Raw genomic sequence first — 16,805 nt, 5'->3', positions numbered from 1 at the left:
TTCTCCTGTCGAGTACTAAAGTCCAAGTCCACCAGCCACGCTCAGAACCGCACCGGTAATGTACGCTGCGCGCGGAGAGCAAAGGAATGCAGCTGCGTGAGCCACATCGATTGGTTGACCGTAGCGCCGCATGGGAATTTCACGAGTCAGTTCTTCCGACCCCATCTCGCGAATGGCCCGAGTCATATCAGTCTCAATGAGGCCGGGAGCGATGGCATTCACGCGAATATTTCTGGGCGCGAGTTCGAGGGCGAGAGAACGAGTCAAGGCCTGTAAGCCCGCCTTGGCGACGGCATAATTACATTGCCCGCGTCCGCCCGTGTCTGCCCGCACTGAACTCAAATTCACGATGGAGCCCGAGCGCGCGCGGATCATTGAGGGCAGGGCCTCTCGAATCACCAGAAAAGGCCCGCGCAGATTCACTTGCAGCACCTGGTCGTAGTCTTCGAGAGGCATTGATGCGGCGAGATTGTCGCGCACGATGCCGGCATTGCAAACCACTGTATCGATCCTGCCGTGTTTTTGCAGGACTTCATCGACCATGCGGTGAACCTCTGCTTCATCCGCAATGTTGGCCTGGTGGGCTGTTGCGGTTCCGCCGGCCCCGACGATCGCTTCGACTACCTTGCCGGCACTTTCCTGGTCGGCGCGAAAGTTCACCGCCACGATGGCGCCCTCAGCAGCAAACAGAGCTGCGATGGCCGCTCCAATGCCGCGCGATCCGCCGGTTACGACGGCGATTTGTCCTTTAAGAAGCTCGCTCATTGGCTCAGAGTCCTAGCGACAGCCCTCCGTCGGCCACGATTGTCTGGCCGGTGATCCAATCTGAATCTGAACTGCAAAGGAATGCGAGTACGGCCGCAATGTCCTCCGGCTTGCCAACGCGAGCCAACGGGGTCTTGCTTGCAACAGCACTTGCGGCCTGCTCGAACTCCGGCAACATGCGCGTGCTGTCGGTGTCGACGAAGCCACCACAAACAGAATTCACGCGGATAGACCGCCCGGCGAGCTCAACCGCAAGATATCGCGTGAGGTTCTCGATCGCCGCCTTTGCAGCACCCAGCAAACCATAATTCCGAAGAAAGGCGCGCCCTCCCAGGCTGCTGATGCCCAATATCCGCCCACCTTCAACCATTAGGGGCGCGGCGAGTTGAGCGCCAAGCAGAAAGGCGCGCGCGTTCAGGTCCATAACACGCTGCCAACTGCGCGGCGAGGCATCCAGAAGCGGACCAAAGGAGGCGCGAGCCGCAGCTGATACCAGGAGATCGAGTCGGCCGTGGCGGCTTTCAATCTTGGAAAAGACATTGCGAAATGCGGACTCGTCGCTCACATCGGCGCAGTGTGCCGAGGCCGGAACGCCGAGTTGTTCAATTTCGGCTACGGTATTCCGAGCGGCCTCGTGATCCAGCACATAGCCGACGGCGATGTGCGCAGGCCGGTGAGCGGCCAGCCGGAGCGCGGTTGCGCGACCGATTCCGCGAGATCCTCCTGTGACGAATGCGACGCGTCCTTCAAGCCACATGACAGGGCACCTGCGCTTTGCGCGCCCCAACGTGGAAGCCGCTTTGGACGTTTTGCAGCGTGCGAATGAGCAGGTTCGTTTGCCGCTCTGGATCAAATCGCTCAGCAATCCATGCGGCTCCCGATCGTTGCGCGTCCGCGAGGAGGGCGCCCGACCGCCATTCGTGAAGAATTGCCCTGGACCAGGCAGGAGCATCGTCGGACTGAAGGAGGGCGACTCCAGGTGCGCCGGGCAGGGTCTCGCAGGCGCCTTCGGAAGCAGCGGCGAGAACCGGCGTTCCAAGTTGCAACGCCTCGATCGGCAGTAGACCGAATGGCTCATAGCGCGATGGGCAAAGAGCCATTCGCGCGTGGCGGAGCGTCTTCATCAGATCGCCTCGCTCGAGCCAACCGCTGCGCTCAACACGTCGGGGAAATTCGGCGATGAGATCGGCGACCGCGGCCTCGCAATCCTCGTCACCCTGGGGACCCGCGAAGAGCGCGGAGACAGACGGTTCGGCTCGCATCACGAGCCTCAATGCCGCCACCGCAAGATCCGTTCCTTTGTTTTTGCACAGTCGTCCAGCTATGACGATCAGAGGCTTGCGCTGACGGGCGCCAGGTTCAGAGGCGGCTGACACGCTGCCGTGAGATCTCACCGAACTCTTCCCTCTCAGGGAAGCGATGTGCATTTGAGAGTACGCTTGTTCCATTCTGTTCAAGAAGAAAACGTGGTGCGCCGCTGCCATAACACGATGTTGAACCCGGATCCATTCCTGTGCCTGCGGGAGTTCGCGCTCAATTAAAGAGTGAGCCGTGTAAACCAGTGGTAATTGCAGCCGTTGCGCTGCTTCGAGCGCTACGGTTGCCATCCCGAGCGAATGCAAATGAAGAATGTCGCAATCAGGCAACTCCTTGGGAAAAACATCGCGCGCGAGCGGTTTGAGAACCACCTCTGGGACGCTCAAAGCAGCTTCTGAAGCCGTAAAGACATGAACCGAGCACCCCGCCTTTGCCAACGAATGGCATTCTGCAGAGACGCTCACACCAATGCCGGAACGCGAGATAGGAGGAAGACGGGAGACAAATACTGCAAGCCGCAAGCTGTGGCCGAACCCGGAGGACGAGTAATGCAGTGGGCTGCTGAGTGGAGCCTTCATGGGGAATCCGGTGTTTCGGTTTAACCATCCTAGAGTCGGGTCTCTCCCAAGTCAAGAAAGACTGTTTAGCGATTATGCTGGCGTTACGCGCGGAAATTGAACAGAATGTAACTCGGTGCTGAAGAGCGAAGTCAGAAACTACGGAGCAGACTCGGAATGCGCAGGGAAGAAATCGAGCAGCCAGTTCTTACCGAAGACACCTCACCAACTCTGGCTCCCAAGCCCTGGTATGAGGCGGAAGGCGATATCACCGAGCAGCCTTGGCTGGCCAGCGCCACAGACCTCTTGATCGCCTGGCATCCCGAAGTAGCCATCCCAGTAGGCGCGCCACAGAGCGCGGATTGGAACCGGTATTTCCAGCATGCAGGTGTGCCCGTGCAACGGGCTGCGACTCCTTCGCAGCATGCGACCCCCGCGAAGGAGCCATGGAGCACTGCGGCGGCATCCATTGCGGTCGACACGCTGTTTCGTTTTATCCGCGCGATCGAGTCGATGGATGTCGATCTGGCTATGGAATGCGTCTCCGCGAACTATCACACCATGCTGAACGATATCGATGTGGACCGAGACGCACTCCGTCTGCGACTCGATGCCATGATAGACTCCTGGCGCGGGCCAGAGTTGCGCATCGCCCTCACGGAGATTCCCGATCCTGTATTTCATCTCAACGGCATTCTCATCAGAGCTGTACTGCAGGTGGATCATCGAGACAAAAACAGTAGTTCTCTCCTTACGAGCCTCCTGAGTTACGTTGTATGGTTCACGGAAGACCGGGAGAATCTCTGGCTGATTCGCTCTCTTTCCGTGGTGGACTAAGTTATCGGCCCGCATGAGTTAGGCAAGTTCAGTGTGGTCTTTCCACAAGCTCGGGGGCGCCGTGCTAGTATCTCTTCCCCGGCACGACAATGTTTTTCAGCACCATCCGCAAGGTGGTATCGACAGGCACAGATGACCCAGTCCGAATCGTTGCAGCCGACACCACTTCTTCCGATTCTGCTGCTCAAGAACTATCTGCATTTCCTTTCCCGCCGACCAATCAGCGGCAGCAATCTTCATTTCAAAACGGGCCGCATCGCCAGCCTGCAGACGCTCGCGCCGTTTCTTTCGTCAAGCGGAGTCGAGTCCATTGAGGACTGCGTGGGGATGTTGCGCGCCTTGACTACGACGAATCTGGCCCGCTTTGCGCCGCAGATTCTTCGCGGGCTTCACCGCTATAAAGAGCCTGAACTTCCTCGCAATATCGTTGTCTGCAATAGCCCGCCTCCGCCAGAATTTTTCAGCGGGGTGAAGCGCGCGGTGATCATTCTGGGGCAAGGAATCGGAATCGGAGACGAGATTCTGACCTTCCCGCTTGCGGGCTCGCTGCGCCGCCGCATGCCGGCCGGCGCCTCGCTATTCGTTCTATCGAGCTACCGGGACCTGTGGCGCGACGTTGAGGGTGTTGACTCGCAGGGACTCTACGACGGCCTCGGCGAGCTAGTCGAGAGGATTCGCTGCGGTGATTACGACCTCGTGGCTATGGTCGATTTTGAACGACCTGGACTGCTGAGTACCCTCTGCAGAGAGCCGGGAGTGACTCGCTATATCGAGCTTGCCATGGGTTTGCGCGAACTCTCCGCTTTGGACAAGACCGGGGGCCGCGTGTGGAAGCTGGAACACCCCGATCCTTACTACGCCAACTTTTATCACCACATGGATCGAATGAAGGAATGGCTTGGGGATGGAGAGGAACGCCCGAGTCATCTTCCGGAGGCAGTGGCCCCAAAGACCCCCGCTGGCCGGGAGATTGCTATCTATGTCAGCCCGTTCACCTCAAAAGAGGATCCCTCGCAGCAGTTCTGGTCGGAGTTGCTCCTGTCAATGCTTCCTGAAGAACTGCCGCCGGGCGTGACTGTTCAATTTGCAATTGACTCCGGCGCTAACTATGCAACGCGCGCCTTCTCCCGCGAGCTTGCCGAGTCTATCGACAAGGCAGGCCGCGCCGGCGTGAGTGCGCGAGCAGCGTCAACGATCGGAGTTGCCGGAAGCCTGCTGAGTCTTGCCGATGCCATGCAGCGCATCGCGAAGACCGATATCGTGGTGACCTCCGACTCATTTCCGGCACATGCCGGTCAGCTCTATGGAAAACTCACACTGGTGCTGGCGCGCGAAGGAGTTGAAAATTGGAGGGCTCCGGCGCCGGGGAACTTCTACCTGCGGGCCGGTGCACCCATCGCAGAACTGATTGCCCAGACCCGTGTGCTTCTCGGCGACCTTGGAGAGACGTGTGTCGTCGAAGCCAGCGTTGCCTACGCGCCTTCCATGCAAGCGTTGCGGCGTTCTGCCCACAGTCTTCATTGCGCTCTTAACCGGGCTGATGCAGAAATCGATAGCCAGACCCTGAGAACACGTTGGACAGATTGTCGCGAGGCCACGTTGGAGGTCGTGATGCAAGCAAAAGATTGGCCGGGATGTTATGCCGTCTTGCTGGCCGATAACGACTATCTCAACCTGTTGCCGGTACTGCCTGCGGGAGATCTGGCGTCGGCCGCTTCGCTCCTCCACTTACGCTGCCGAGCCGCAGAGTGGCGAAACAGCAATTTGTTGAAATATGCCTGTTGGCCAGGCTTTGAGACGACAGGATGACTCGATCTGCCTTGATCGCTCCGACCGGCGTGCGCCTATATGCCAGCCGACTTGTGGTCTCAGCATTGCGCTGGATTGCGAGCCAACAGCTGCCCACGGGGGAGCTTGCAGCGTACAAGAGAGTTCAAGAAATAGGCCAGTGCTGGCCGTGCCCCTTGTATTCCGTTCTTGCAATGGAATTGCTGGGATGCGCGGCTCCGCAGACGAGCGGTTTCTCACGGCAGCTTTACGACGCTATCCCGGCAGGCGAGCGCAAGTATCTTACGGCTACTGTTTTGACAATGCGCTGGCGACTCAGGAACTACATTGTTTCGCAACAGGCGAGCGACGGTACATGGCGCCTTTACGGAAGAGAGGGGGACAGTCCCACCGACTCAGTAACAACAGCATTTGCCACGGCCGCTCTCTTCGATGATCGAGGAGCGCGTATCGACGCTGCCCGGGCGATGGCGGCACATCTTGACGCACTGCCTGGTTCGGGTCCGGTATCCGAAGCCGCTGTCTGCTATTTGTGGGCATGTTCAGGAATCGATGTCCTAGACCGTGTACAGCAGATCCTGAACCGAAGCGGACAACCAACAGTGGCACGACTTGCGGCCTGCTGGATGCTCTCGCTCTGCCATGAGCATATAGCCAGTCCGGCCTCTGCGGAGGTCCGCCAGGCCCTCATCGCGGAGGTGCTGAAGCTGGTTGCCGAACCTTGGGCTTGCGCTCCGCTGGATCGAACACTTGCTCTCCAGACACTCCTCACGCTGCACTACCGTGGTGAAGAAATCGAAGACCTCTTCGCACCACTGCTTCTCGATCCGATCGCTCCCTGGGAATGGAAGTTAGAGCCATTCCATGACGATGTCTGTTGTCCTTCGTTCAACGTTGTGCTTCTGGTAAGTGCCATCGCCAAGAGCCTCGAGGGAGGCGCATTTTCATGTTGACGGCCGAGCAGTTCCAGGGAATCGACGCCCTCCGGCTTGACGCCGCAGACGCGGCAGCGCAACTCGATCACGACCATGTTGCCGCGCTTCGGTTGTGGCAATCGGTGGTGCAGGATTCATTTCATCGCTCTATCGAACAATTTCAGGCTAATGTCTCCCGCACCTCGCGCGGCAACGCACTTTGTCAGCTCCTAGCTGAGTTGACCGCGGACTATGTCGAGTGGATGCAGTGGGCCCTCGGTGACATACCGATTTTTGCCATCGCCATTGAGGCAAATCCGGAGTTAGTTTCACAACGCATTGGTCCCTGTGCCCTCGTCTATTTTGCGGGCCGTGTTCTTGACGATTTTCTTGACCGCCATCATCTTTATCGGGGGCGCAGGGTCACTCTGCTGGGCTCGCTCGCCCAGCGGCGAGGTACAGGAGCGGAGAGTGAAGCGCTCACCGTGCTCCTTGCGTTGCTTCTTACCCTGGAGGGCCTGGAGCAATTGCCACGTGGAGCGGACGATGTGATGAGACAGGTCATCACTTCGCTTCGTCGTCTGGTGACCGGAATTCTGATGGACTGCAGCGAACCTCAACACTGGTCCGAGGAATTCTACGAGCACCTCATTGAGCTTAAGAACGTCGATTACTGGCGCATCCTGTACGACGCGTTGGATCCAAAGCGTTCGTCAAAACTGTACCAATTACTCTGCGGCTATTACGCGCTAGCTCAAAAGTTGAATGATCTGGAGGATGCGGCTCGCGACGAGTCACAAGGCCGCCCCAACATCGTTTCAGTTTTCCGGTCCCAAGCGGATTCCGGGCGGTCGCTTGCACGTGTGCTTCCCAGTGTTGCTGCTTCAGTGACTGCGGACCTTCTGCAGTTGTATGGCGAAGCGCGTCAGTTGTCCGAGTTGGAGAAGTTGGCAGCCCTCAAACTTCTCGGCCACTCACGAAGCGAGATGGAAAAGCTCGGCGTTTTCGGTCCAGAACAGCCGGAGCATCTGGCGGTGGGGGTTCATCGGGGTGGCCTGGCGTGGCACGCCACTGTGGACGAATTTGTCCAGCGATACGGCATTGACGCGATCGAAACCACTAGCTGTCCTGTCTGCCATCTCAATGCTTCAGCCGCAATCTTTCGCAAACAGGGCTTCCAGTACAACCGGTGTAGCGGTTGCACTCACATATTTGTCAGCCCGCGTCTGCGCGATGACATCATCCAGCAAATGAATCAGGAACAATCCGGCGAGGCTCCCGATCCCTTTCTTGAGTCCCAGAGCATCTACGTCGACCACATCTGCCGGCTGCTCAGCGCCAGGAGTATCGGACGGCGGCTGCTCGATATCGGCCACGGCCGCGGACACCTTATGCTTGCTGCCCGCGCGTATGGCTTTCAGGTGCACGGCATCGATAGCGATGAAAACAATTGCGCCTCTCTTCGCCCGGTGTTTGGAGATCATGTGCAGCAACTCCGATTGCCGGCGCGCCGTCTTCCTTGGGGAAGCTTCGATCACATTGTGATGAGCCATGTACTTGAGCATCTCGCGGAGCCGGCCGTATCTATATCCGCAGTTGCGGAGGCGCTACAACCGGGTGCGTTCCTGTACGTAGCAGTACCGGACAGCGAGGCGCTGCAGTTCAGGATCTTCGGGCGGCTTTGGGATGCGGTGCACCCCATTCTGCATCCGCAATTCTTCAACGAGCGTTCGCTTCGCCATCTCATCGAGGGCTGCGGGCTGGAGTTCGTCGCGCGGATCCCATCTCCGACTTTGACGGGACCGGGGGTGGAACGGTGGATGCGAATGTTCCGATCGCTTGGAGGCGACGAATCGGGCGAATTAGCCATTCTGGCCCGCCGCAAAGGCGCAAGCGAACTCAGTCCGGCTCCATGAAATCGCGATCTACAACGTAACTCGCAATCTCCTGCAGGGCATCTCTGTAAACAGAGACAGGGAACTCCATAAGAAAGTCCACCGCCTCAAGTGCACACTGCCGTGCCTGCGAGTAGGCCTTCATGGTCGCCGAGGAAAGACCGACACTCTCAATCGCTTGGGACAGATCTTCGGCCGTGTGCGGTTCTTTCCTGAGGATCTTCCGCAGCATGTCATCTTCACCAGCTTCTTCGAGCGCGTAGAGGATCGGCAGCGAAAGCCGGCCCTGTTCGATATCGATTCCGGGGGATTTGCCAGCGAGATGTTCGGGGCGAACGAGGTCGAAGATATCGTCCATGATCTGAAAGGCCATCCCAAAGCGCCTTCCGTACCGGCTCAGATAAAAGGCCTGGCGCCTGGTGCCCCCCGCCAACATGCAGCCAGATTCGCAGGCGAGCGCGAAGAGTGTTGCCGTTTTTCGGTCGATGGTGCGGTAGTAGCGCTCGCGCAAATGCACGGGGTCGGAATGGGCATCTGTCATGATTTCATCCATCTCGCCACGGCAAATGTCGAAGCCCACATCCAGGACCATCTTCACCAGGTACATATCCTGCTGCACGTTGATGCCTTCAACGAAGCATCGAATCGCCTGGATGAACTGCATGTCGCCGACAAGGACTGCCATTTCGGTACCCCGTTCGGAGTACACAGTCTTCAGACCGCGCCGCGTGGGAGCAAAGTCGACGATGTCATCGTGGATGAGCGTTGCTACGTGCAGCATCTCCAGCGAGACAGCAGCCTGGATGACTTTCTGGGGCAGATCTGTCTCTCCTTCGGGCAGGACCATTCTCGCCGCCAGCATAAGCATGATGGGGCGTAGCTTTTTGCCGCGGCGATACGTCTCGTACTCGGTCTCGGTCAGGTAATCGGCTTGCGGCTTGAGAGTTTCCTCTAAAGTGTTTTGAAAACGAATGACGTCGGCATGGATCAGCTCTCTGGCACGACTTATCGGATCTTTCAAAGGGAGACGACCTTTAGCGCAGGAGGATGAGTTTTGTGAGATTGCATGGGGACGAACTTAGTGTGTCGTTCCCGCCCCGGCAAAGTCAACGTCTCTCCTGGATAACAAAGAAACGTGAAAATCACTTTTTCCATTTGCAATCTCAGGTGGAAGCCGTGCTATGATTCGGGCGCTGAACAAAACCATCCCCGACTGCTCTGAATTTCCATCAGACAACTAACTAGACCGCTTCTGCCCACAGCGGCTCGTCAAAAGCCTTGCCCAGCTATTCGATTTCCAGCCGAGAGCGCGGTACCGCGCTCCGTCGAAGGGTGCTATGTCTGAACATAACGGTTCTGCAGTAGATGCGTCGTGGCACGAGCTTTGGAAACCCTACGGGACATATGAGTTGAAGCGCGCACTCAAGGGCCGGCGCCGCATCGGCCTAGCCTGGCTACGTCCTCCGAGCAAACTTACTTTGCCGGACACAGGTCCAGTTGTGGTTTTAAATAGCGAGCCATGGGGCGCTGTAACCCTGAATCTAAAGGGTGCAGCCGTCTCGCAGTTGGACACGATCCATCCTGTCAGCTTCACTCACAATGCGGCCACGGGCGATATTACTGCCACTGTCAAGTTTCACGAGCTAAAGTACGCGGGGAATTACGAGGCTCGCCGTACCCGTGCGACGGGATCGGCTCTCAAGGTTGCGAGCAAGCAAATGAAGAGCGGCAGCCCGCTTGCTGCTGCTGCCGACCCGAACGATTCGCTTTCTCTCGCGAAGAGTTACCAAGACCAGCTAGCTACAGACACGGGGCCGAATGGCAACTTGATGCTCAACACGTACTATCGCCATAACAGCGCCTATAGCGACGCGTTCGACAATCCTAAGTTCGCTCAGCGCTGGGCTTCTTACCCAACCGATGGTCAGACAACCTCCTATTACGCACAGCAGACCCACACGGCAGCTACGCCCGGAAATACTGGGAGCGTATCAGTAAACAGCGGCGGCGGAGCGTCGGCGTATAACCGCCACGCTCTCACGATGCAGATGTTTCTGGTTGCCGCAGTGACCGACGTGGAGGCTGCCACAGCGGCAACTCAGTTTGATGGCGTGACCAAGGGGCCTGCCCAGGACTCGCAGACTGTCGACAGCGTCATGAATATTGTTAAGACGTCGCCCCCTCCTCAGGCTTCGGCCTTGTCCGCAGCTAAGTTCGTTCATGCTGAGCCCTTGTGGCGGACCCAGCTCCGTAACGAACTTGCTGACCATGTCCAGGAAATTGAGAAGGCAAAGGATGATATGGCCCGCGGCATCCTTTTGAAGGAAGAGACCGGGGCGCCGATCGACGGACAGTTCAACTCCTACTTTGCAGTGCCATCCCTCACGTTGCACGGAAAGGTTACACGGTCGGCGGATGGATCCGCGCACACCGTGACGTTTACGTCCGCGCAATGCACTTTCCCCGAAGTGTCCGTTCGGCTAGGCGCATTTCCGGGCAAGCTTCATGGTGAACTCACTGCGGCGGTCGACAAGGCTCGCTTCCTGAAGTCGTTCCTGGGCAAGCGCGTAGCCTCTACTGTCCAATCTTCGGGGCTGCTGACTTTGATGAGCAGGCTCATGACTCTGGCGCTGGCTGAGCACGCCGGTACAAAGAAGGTTTAGGCTCTTTCGCTTATCCCGGAGCAGTGCAGGAGGCGTTTCGATGGCTGTGGATGTCCTCGCGATAGTCAAGAAGTACCTGGCCAGTGATGGCAAATCGATCAGTATCACTCCGGACATTTCCTCTGTCTTCGGACCAGCGATTGGGAATGCGGTCACGCAGCTCTTTAGCGGCGGGATTAATGTCAACGGGGCGAATTTCAGTCTTACCGGCGACTCTGCAGTGGCCACGATCTCGGGCGAGGGATCCAAGGCCCCGTTGGTGCAGTCAGTCAAAGTGGTTGCCGTCTTCACTGCGACCGAAAACGATGTGACGCTGAACTTTACCGGGACGCTTCAATCGACGGTCCTGCTCTCAGATGCATGGCCGTCCCAACTGAATTTCTTCCCGTTCAACCAGCTCGCGCTCACCGGTGGCGGTCTCAAACTCGATGTTGATCCGGGCGCCACAACCATCGACATGGTCGTCACCCCGACGATCAGCTTTGAAAACAACCCTCTCGGCACCGGCCTGCTTGAAGTCAGCTACGACGGTGCGACGCTCGGCTTTGTCGGCGGGTTCATGGTTACGGGGTCGTGGACTCCGTTCTCCGATTTTCCGGTTCTTAGCGGCCTTACGATTTCCGGTGAGTTTGGCGCCTTCTTCGCAAGCGTCGATGCCACTGATCTTAGCGCCTTCTCGGGCTTCCCTTTCCCGCCAGAGGAAGTTTCCGCCGGCCTGACCGTAATCGGACTGCTCGAATTGGACGGCGCACTATCGCCGATCAAGGACTTCCTACCCGACACGAAGCTCGAACTTACGGCTATCGTCCCCAAGGACGGCGGACTGTCCAAGGCCAGCGTCAAAGCGGACCTGTCTGAGGGTGCTTCGACCAACGCGTTCGCGTTCAATGACTTCTCGCTCGAGTGGCAATCGACCTCTGCCGATTCCGGATCGATTTCGCTCAGCGTGACATGTACGGTCAACATTTCGAGCAAGGAAAGCTTCGTTATCACCGGGGCAGGTACCTTTATCTATGGAACAACGCCCAGTCTCGAGCTTTCCCTCCAGCTCACAGCCGAAGGCGGCTGGCTTCATCCCTTCGGAATACCGAACCTAACCATCCAGACCGTTGCTTTTGCTTTCACCCTGAATGAAGAGGGCATCGGGATTGCAATGGCTGGGACCATCGAGATAGGCACCGGGCAGACGAACCCGGTCCTGCTCACCGCCGGAGCGGGATTCCTGGATTTCGAGGTGCCGGATTACGTTGCGGCAGAACTCTCAGCCGAGCAGAAGGACCAGTCAGTTACCCTGGGACAACTCATCACTGACTTCCTGCCGGTCCTGGACTTTAACAGCTTCCCGCTGCTCAAAGACATCACGTTCAAGGACCTTCAATTCTGGGCGATTGCCAATACCGTCAAGATTCTCGGGAAAACATACAATCCGGGCATCGGGTGTTCCGGTGAGATTTCTTTCTTCGGCTACACGCTGGACTTTGGATTTAATCTCATCACCAGTCCGACAACCGCCGTCCAAGCCATGGGCATCATCAGCTATAACGGCGGGCCCATTGTCATCAGCGGCGGCGGCATCACGTGGCTCACAATCTCAAGCGCGGATGGAACTTCCGGAGCCTCGGCCTGCATTGATACCAGCGGCAGTGGATACTGCAACTCCATCGCCTCGCAGCCGGGCGCATACTTCGCCATCAACGCAAAGGTGACTCTCCTCGGCTTGGTTGGCGTCTCAATCGTTGCTCTCGCCACCAAGGATGTCTTCGAGTTCGACATGGACCTTGGCGCAGGCGGCATTTTCTCCGAGCAGATACACGTCCTCTTCCAGCCCAGTTCGGGCGGCTTTGCCGGCTCGCTCGACGCGGACTTCTCGCCGCCGGATATCACACTGGGACCCTGGGGTGTTATCCCACAGTTCACCATTCCGACTCCAAAACTCTCTGTCTGCCTCGGCCTCGGCACCATCGTTCCATCGTCGCCGATCTGCCAGGATCAGTACATGCCGACGTCGGCTCCGTATTTCCACTTCGACCTGCATTTCAGCTTCGTGGGAATCGACTTCGACCTTACGGTTTCGCTCGATGTTAACCAGGTGACGAATGCGCTAAGCGACTTTGGATCATTCATCGTTAATTGGCTGGCAAACAATGCCAAGCTCGTGCTCGATTTCATTCTGCAAAGCGCCGAGCTTCTGACCAAGCTCCTGCTGCAGATCATCGAGGGCATTGTCGACCTGGTTTCCTACGTCGCCGGTCTGGTGGCGCAGCAACTGGGCATCCTCTTCGAAGACGCATACAAGCTAGCCGGCGAAATCTGGGATGGTCTTCAGGAAGCTTGCGCAGTGGTCACCGGCAACGATGCAATGGGTGCTTCGTCTTCGATGGTAACGGCTACCGGCCACATGACTGCCATGGCGGCTGTCCCATCCGGCATACATCCGGCTGTGCACACCGTCCCCGCGGTACTCTCCGATTTGATGAATACTCCGAAGGGCGATGCGCTTCTGTTCCACTACTATTCGCATCGCGAAGAGGCCGAGCGGATTCTTCGCTACAACACCAATGTGCGGCTTGTATCCGATGACATTCTTCGCATGTACAGGGGGACACCCGAGTTTGCAGCAGGTAAATATCTCCCCCTGGCGATAGACATCATTCGGACAACCGCGGCGGCTGCCAGTCCAGACTTCCAGGCGTCCGCCAAAGAAGTCATCGAAGGACTGGAACCATACCGGGACAAGACCTACGATGAACTGCTCGAGATTATCCACGCTAAGTAACGAGTACAACGCGGTAAGCAATCCAGTTTCCCGGAAAGCAGGAGGCTCATGGCGGATCCTTTAGCTCCAATCATCCAGAAGATGCTCCAGCAGGTGATGGGCATGATTAATACGCCGGGAGGTCAGGGGAACCCGAACCCGTATTACTTCCCGGATTGGATCCAGGCGAACGGCTACGACCCCTATGGTCAGAGCCAGGTATTGCAATGGAACCTTTCGATAACTGATCCGACGATTGTGAATCAGGCCAACGCCATTTGCCCCACTATCGACATTCAGAGCTCACCGTGCCCTGGAATTCAATCGTTCATTGGCGTACCGAATGCCTATCCAAGCCTCACTTTGGGCAGCCCTACACCAGGCGGGCTGGTGGTTTCCGGAGCTCGGAACGCTTACATGCAGTCGATGACATCCAATCAGGATAACGCGCTCAAGTTGCAAGCCGTCATGCTGCTTTCCACACTGCCCAACTACCAGAAGAATCTCATCGTCACCGGTAATTTCACCTTCACTCAATACTGCTGTTGCAGCGCTGACAACACGGTTTGTGCGGGGCCTCCCGTTCCTGAGGTGGGAACAGGCACATTTACCGCCACTTTCAACTCGACGCCTACGATTACGATCGGTTTCAACATCACCGCTCTTAGCCCTGGCGTGCTAAACATCGCAGTTAGCAGCATCAACTTTGTTCCTAGCTCAACCTGGCCAAATGATGCCCAAATCGACATTGCGATCGACATCCAGAGCATCCCCAAAGGAAGTAAGAAGGACGCCTACAATAACCTGGCCATGGCGGCATTCAACAGCGCGGATGGTTTGAAACAGTTGGTTCAGCAGATCAACGTGGTCTTGAACGATCCATCGCAGCTCAATTTTATGGGCACCGCGCTGACGAATGTGATCGATGGCTATCTGAAGTCTACGCATCAGTATCCTTTTGACGGTTCATACCTGGCCATTGCTTAGCGTTGCCTGAGTCTTGTTGAACCAGTGGGAGGATCGCATCCGGCCCGTCATCGTTGTCGTCGGCCACTGCGGCATTCCAACTGGTTTCAGCCGTGTTTTGCGCCAGATCGTTATAGCGCTGCGCGATGCCGGGTTCGAGCTGCATCACTTCGCTATCAATCTTGTGCCTGACTCGCCAATTCCTGACTGGCCTTGCCCGGTTATCTGCAACCCGGCCCCCGGCGACCTCCATAATGCCGCGGAATTAGCGGCAATTATCGAATCACTTCATCCTGATGTCGTTCTAATGATGGACGAGCCATGGGCGTGCGCCCGGCTCATGACTGCGTTCACCCTCCATCCGGAGATACGCACCGTTCTATACGTTGCGATTCACGGCCGAGATTCGCTCCCTCCGGCTATTGCCACACAACTCGGTGCAGCGGACCGCCTTGTCGCTTTCACCCCTCAAGCAGAGCGATTGCTTCGTGACGCGCTGGAAGCCGGAGGCGAGAGCCCGCAATTCGCCACAATCCCTCATGGCGTCGACACGCAGGCCTTTTATCCCCTCATCAGAAGGCAGAACGGCGACCCGTCGCCCGACCGCGTCCGTCACGCTCGCCAACTCCTGTTCGCGGATCGCCCCGAACTTGCTGATGGCTTGATCGTGTTGAATGCCAACCGTAACCAACCGTTCAAAAGGATCGATCTCGCACTTGAGGGATTCGCTCGCTTCGCGCAGGGAAAGCCACCGAACGTGCGGATGTATCTGCACCTGGCCACAAGGCCTGCGCTACCGGACGAGGTTACACTCGTTGATCGATTGGGCCTCCGCGACCGCATCTTGCCAAAAGAACTCCCTGAAAAGCATCCACATGCTGATGACCGCTGGCTCAACCTTCTCTATAACGCGTGTGATATCGGAATGAACACCTCTCAGCGGGAAGGCTGGGGATTGGTCAGCTTTGAGCACGCTGCCACAGGGGCGCCGCAGATGGTTCCCAATCACTCCGCTGGAGCCGAGTTGTGGCCTGGCAGCGCGCTGATGCTCGATACGGAGCAGCATAAATCTAAGGAAGATCCGCAATTCGAGGGTGATGTACGCATCGACTCTGTAAGTGAAGCACTGGAAATGCTCTATCAGAATAAATCTGCTCGATATGAAATGTCCCTGTCAGCCTACAGGCTTGCTACGGACGAGCGCTTCCAATGGAAATCGATCGGGGAGACCTGGTCGAATCTGCTCTGCACCCTGCTGGAAAGCTAGCGAAAACACAACTCGATCATTGCATTCTGCGCGAAGTGTGGTTGCGAGTAGGAGATATAGATGGTTCGACCGCCATCCACGTCGAATTGCGGGTGCTGAAACCCAAGAGAGACGAGGGTCGCCTCGGGATGATGGGGGACGATCCCGGCGCGTATCGCATCGCTGTACGGTCCCCAGGGTTCAGGTGCAGTGCGCAGGCATAGCTGCTTAGCGTGGGGTTCGATGTAGGTCATCACAAAGCAGCCGAGATATTCGTTGTAAGCCACGGAGAATTCCGAGCCACATCTCGCTATCGGCGCTGCAGAGGTCATAACTGCTGACCAGCCTCGCTCCCCCGTGAAGAAAGAGTAGCTCTCCGGTTCTTCGATAGCTTCCGGCGTTACCCTGGCCAGGAAGGCTTCGTATTCCAAGCCCGCCGGACGGGTGGAAAAGACGAAGACGTAACCGTCCTTTGACAGCAACTGAACCCCGCAATGGCAATCTACAGGCAGTTGCGGCCATGGCCGCCAGTCTCCATCACGCGACCATCGTGAACAAACACCCGTCCGTAGGTCGAGCTTCGCGAGGCCATTGCCGGTTTCGACAAATCCCCACGTACCCCGCTCTGCCTGCTGTATCCCCAAATAGAAGAAGATGACCTCGTTCTCCACTTGGATTCCATGCTCCGGCCAGAAGCGCACGCTCAAGGCTTGTTCCGCATTCGAACCGCATAAAAGCTCGCGCGGTTTGTTCCAATCGTCCACGATATAGCTCAACGATGCCATCGCGTTCCTCAATGGGGCGCTTGAGGCCGGACTGAATGCGGCACAGTTTGAAAGGAAGAATCCCTTTGACTCAGCACCTGTAGGAGAGAGCGGCGCAAGCAAGGTGTCGGAGAAGAGGAAGAGCGAACGGCCATCATTGAGAGCGATACTCTGGCCGCCATCCTGTCCTATCAGGCGCCAGTCGTTGCCCCTACCTGTCGCCGCATATCCGAGGCTGCGGACGGAACGAATGGCTGCGACTCTGGCTTGCAATATCTCTCTCCATCAGCGATGTTATGAATCGAAGTCGCACCTTCGGTTGTTTCTATGCGCTGACT

The 16,805-nt window shown here is 57.3% G+C and carries 13 protein-coding genes; 8 read left to right on the top strand and 5 right to left on the bottom strand.

Going from position 1 to position 16,805, the window contains the following annotated elements; translation table 11 throughout:
- Positions 1-15: 15 nt before the first annotated feature.
- Genes MOP44_RS06215 through MOP44_RS06205 form a run of 3 tightly spaced genes read right to left on the bottom strand, consistent with a single transcriptional unit; the run spans position 16 to position 2,603 of the window.
- Positions 16-765 carry an SDR family oxidoreductase gene (locus tag MOP44_RS06215; protein WP_260795082.1) on the bottom strand — a complete coding sequence of 250 codons (750 nt, stop codon included), beginning with the start codon at positions 763-765 and terminating at the stop codon, positions 16-18.
- Between the two features lie 4 nt (positions 766-769).
- Positions 770-1,522 (bottom strand): SDR family NAD(P)-dependent oxidoreductase, encoded by a 753-nt coding sequence (locus MOP44_RS06210; protein ID WP_260795081.1) that lies wholly within the window; start codon positions 1,520-1,522, stop codon positions 770-772.
- The gene (locus MOP44_RS06205; RefSeq protein ID WP_260795080.1) at positions 1,512-2,603 is read right to left on the bottom strand and encodes a glycosyltransferase family 4 protein; all 1,092 of its coding nucleotides are present in this window, start codon (positions 2,601-2,603) and stop codon (positions 1,512-1,514) included. The genes MOP44_RS06210 and MOP44_RS06205 overlap by 11 nt, the downstream gene beginning before the upstream one ends.
- Before the next feature lie 213 nt (positions 2,604-2,816).
- Here MOP44_RS06205 and MOP44_RS06200 point away from each other — a divergent pair, with 213 nt between their 5' ends.
- The 4 genes from MOP44_RS06200 (at position 2,817) to MOP44_RS06185 (ending at position 8,094) form a co-directional block, all read left to right on the top strand.
- A complete protein-coding gene (locus MOP44_RS06200) occupies positions 2,817-3,476 on the top strand; it encodes a hypothetical protein (protein WP_260795078.1) in 660 nt (219 codons plus the stop codon).
- A 132-nt stretch (positions 3,477-3,608) separates the two neighbouring features.
- Positions 3,609-5,285 carry a glycosyltransferase family 9 protein gene (locus tag MOP44_RS06195; RefSeq protein ID WP_260795077.1) on the top strand — a complete coding sequence of 559 codons (1,677 nt, stop codon included), beginning with the start codon at positions 3,609-3,611 and terminating at the stop codon, positions 5,283-5,285.
- 173 nt (positions 5,286-5,458) lie between these two features.
- Complete coding sequence (locus tag MOP44_RS06190; protein ID WP_260795076.1) at positions 5,459-6,217, top strand: prenyltransferase/squalene oxidase repeat-containing protein; 759 nt, start codon at positions 5,459-5,461, stop codon at positions 6,215-6,217.
- Positions 6,211-8,094, top strand: a complete 1,884-nt coding sequence (locus MOP44_RS06185; RefSeq protein ID WP_260795075.1) for a class I SAM-dependent methyltransferase — start codon at positions 6,211-6,213, stop codon at positions 8,092-8,094. The genes MOP44_RS06190 and MOP44_RS06185 overlap by 7 nt, the downstream gene beginning before the upstream one ends.
- Here MOP44_RS06185 and MOP44_RS06180 read toward each other — a convergent pair.
- Positions 8,078-9,094 (bottom strand): polyprenyl synthetase family protein, encoded by a 1,017-nt coding sequence (locus MOP44_RS06180; protein WP_260795074.1) that lies wholly within the window; start codon positions 9,092-9,094, stop codon positions 8,078-8,080. The two genes, MOP44_RS06185 and MOP44_RS06180, sit on opposite strands and share 17 nt — an antisense overlap.
- A 316-nt stretch (positions 9,095-9,410) precedes the next feature.
- Between MOP44_RS06180 and MOP44_RS06175 the strand changes: the two genes are divergently transcribed.
- The 4 genes from MOP44_RS06175 to MOP44_RS06160 are packed head-to-tail and all read left to right on the top strand — an operon-like array spanning position 9,411 to position 15,724.
- Positions 9,411-10,736: a hypothetical protein gene (locus MOP44_RS06175; protein ID WP_260795073.1), complete on the top strand. Its 1,326-nt coding sequence runs from the start codon at positions 9,411-9,413 to the stop codon at positions 10,734-10,736.
- A 40-nt stretch (positions 10,737-10,776) separates the two neighbouring features.
- Positions 10,777-13,512: a hypothetical protein gene (locus tag MOP44_RS06170; protein WP_260795072.1), complete on the top strand. Its 2,736-nt coding sequence runs from the start codon at positions 10,777-10,779 to the stop codon at positions 13,510-13,512.
- A 48-nt stretch (positions 13,513-13,560) separates the two neighbouring features.
- Entirely contained in the window at positions 13,561-14,478 is a 918-nt protein-coding gene (locus tag MOP44_RS06165) for a hypothetical protein (protein ID WP_260795071.1), read from the top strand.
- A 13-nt stretch (positions 14,479-14,491) separates the two neighbouring features.
- Entirely contained in the window at positions 14,492-15,724 is a 1,233-nt protein-coding gene (locus tag MOP44_RS06160; protein WP_260795069.1) for a glycosyltransferase family 4 protein, read from the top strand.
- Here MOP44_RS06160 and MOP44_RS06155 read toward each other — a convergent pair.
- Positions 15,721-16,740, bottom strand: a complete 1,020-nt coding sequence (locus MOP44_RS06155) for a DUF4185 domain-containing protein (RefSeq protein ID WP_260795066.1) — start codon at positions 16,738-16,740, stop codon at positions 15,721-15,723. The two genes, MOP44_RS06160 and MOP44_RS06155, sit on opposite strands and share 4 nt — an antisense overlap.
- Positions 16,741-16,805: the final 65 nt, after the last annotated feature.

Source organism: Occallatibacter riparius, from assembly GCF_025264625.1.
GTDB lineage: Bacteria > Acidobacteriota > Terriglobia > Terriglobales > Acidobacteriaceae > Telmatobacter > Telmatobacter riparius.
The sequence above is the reverse complement of the archived record's forward strand: the minus strand, read 5'-3'. Positions and strand labels throughout refer to the sequence as shown.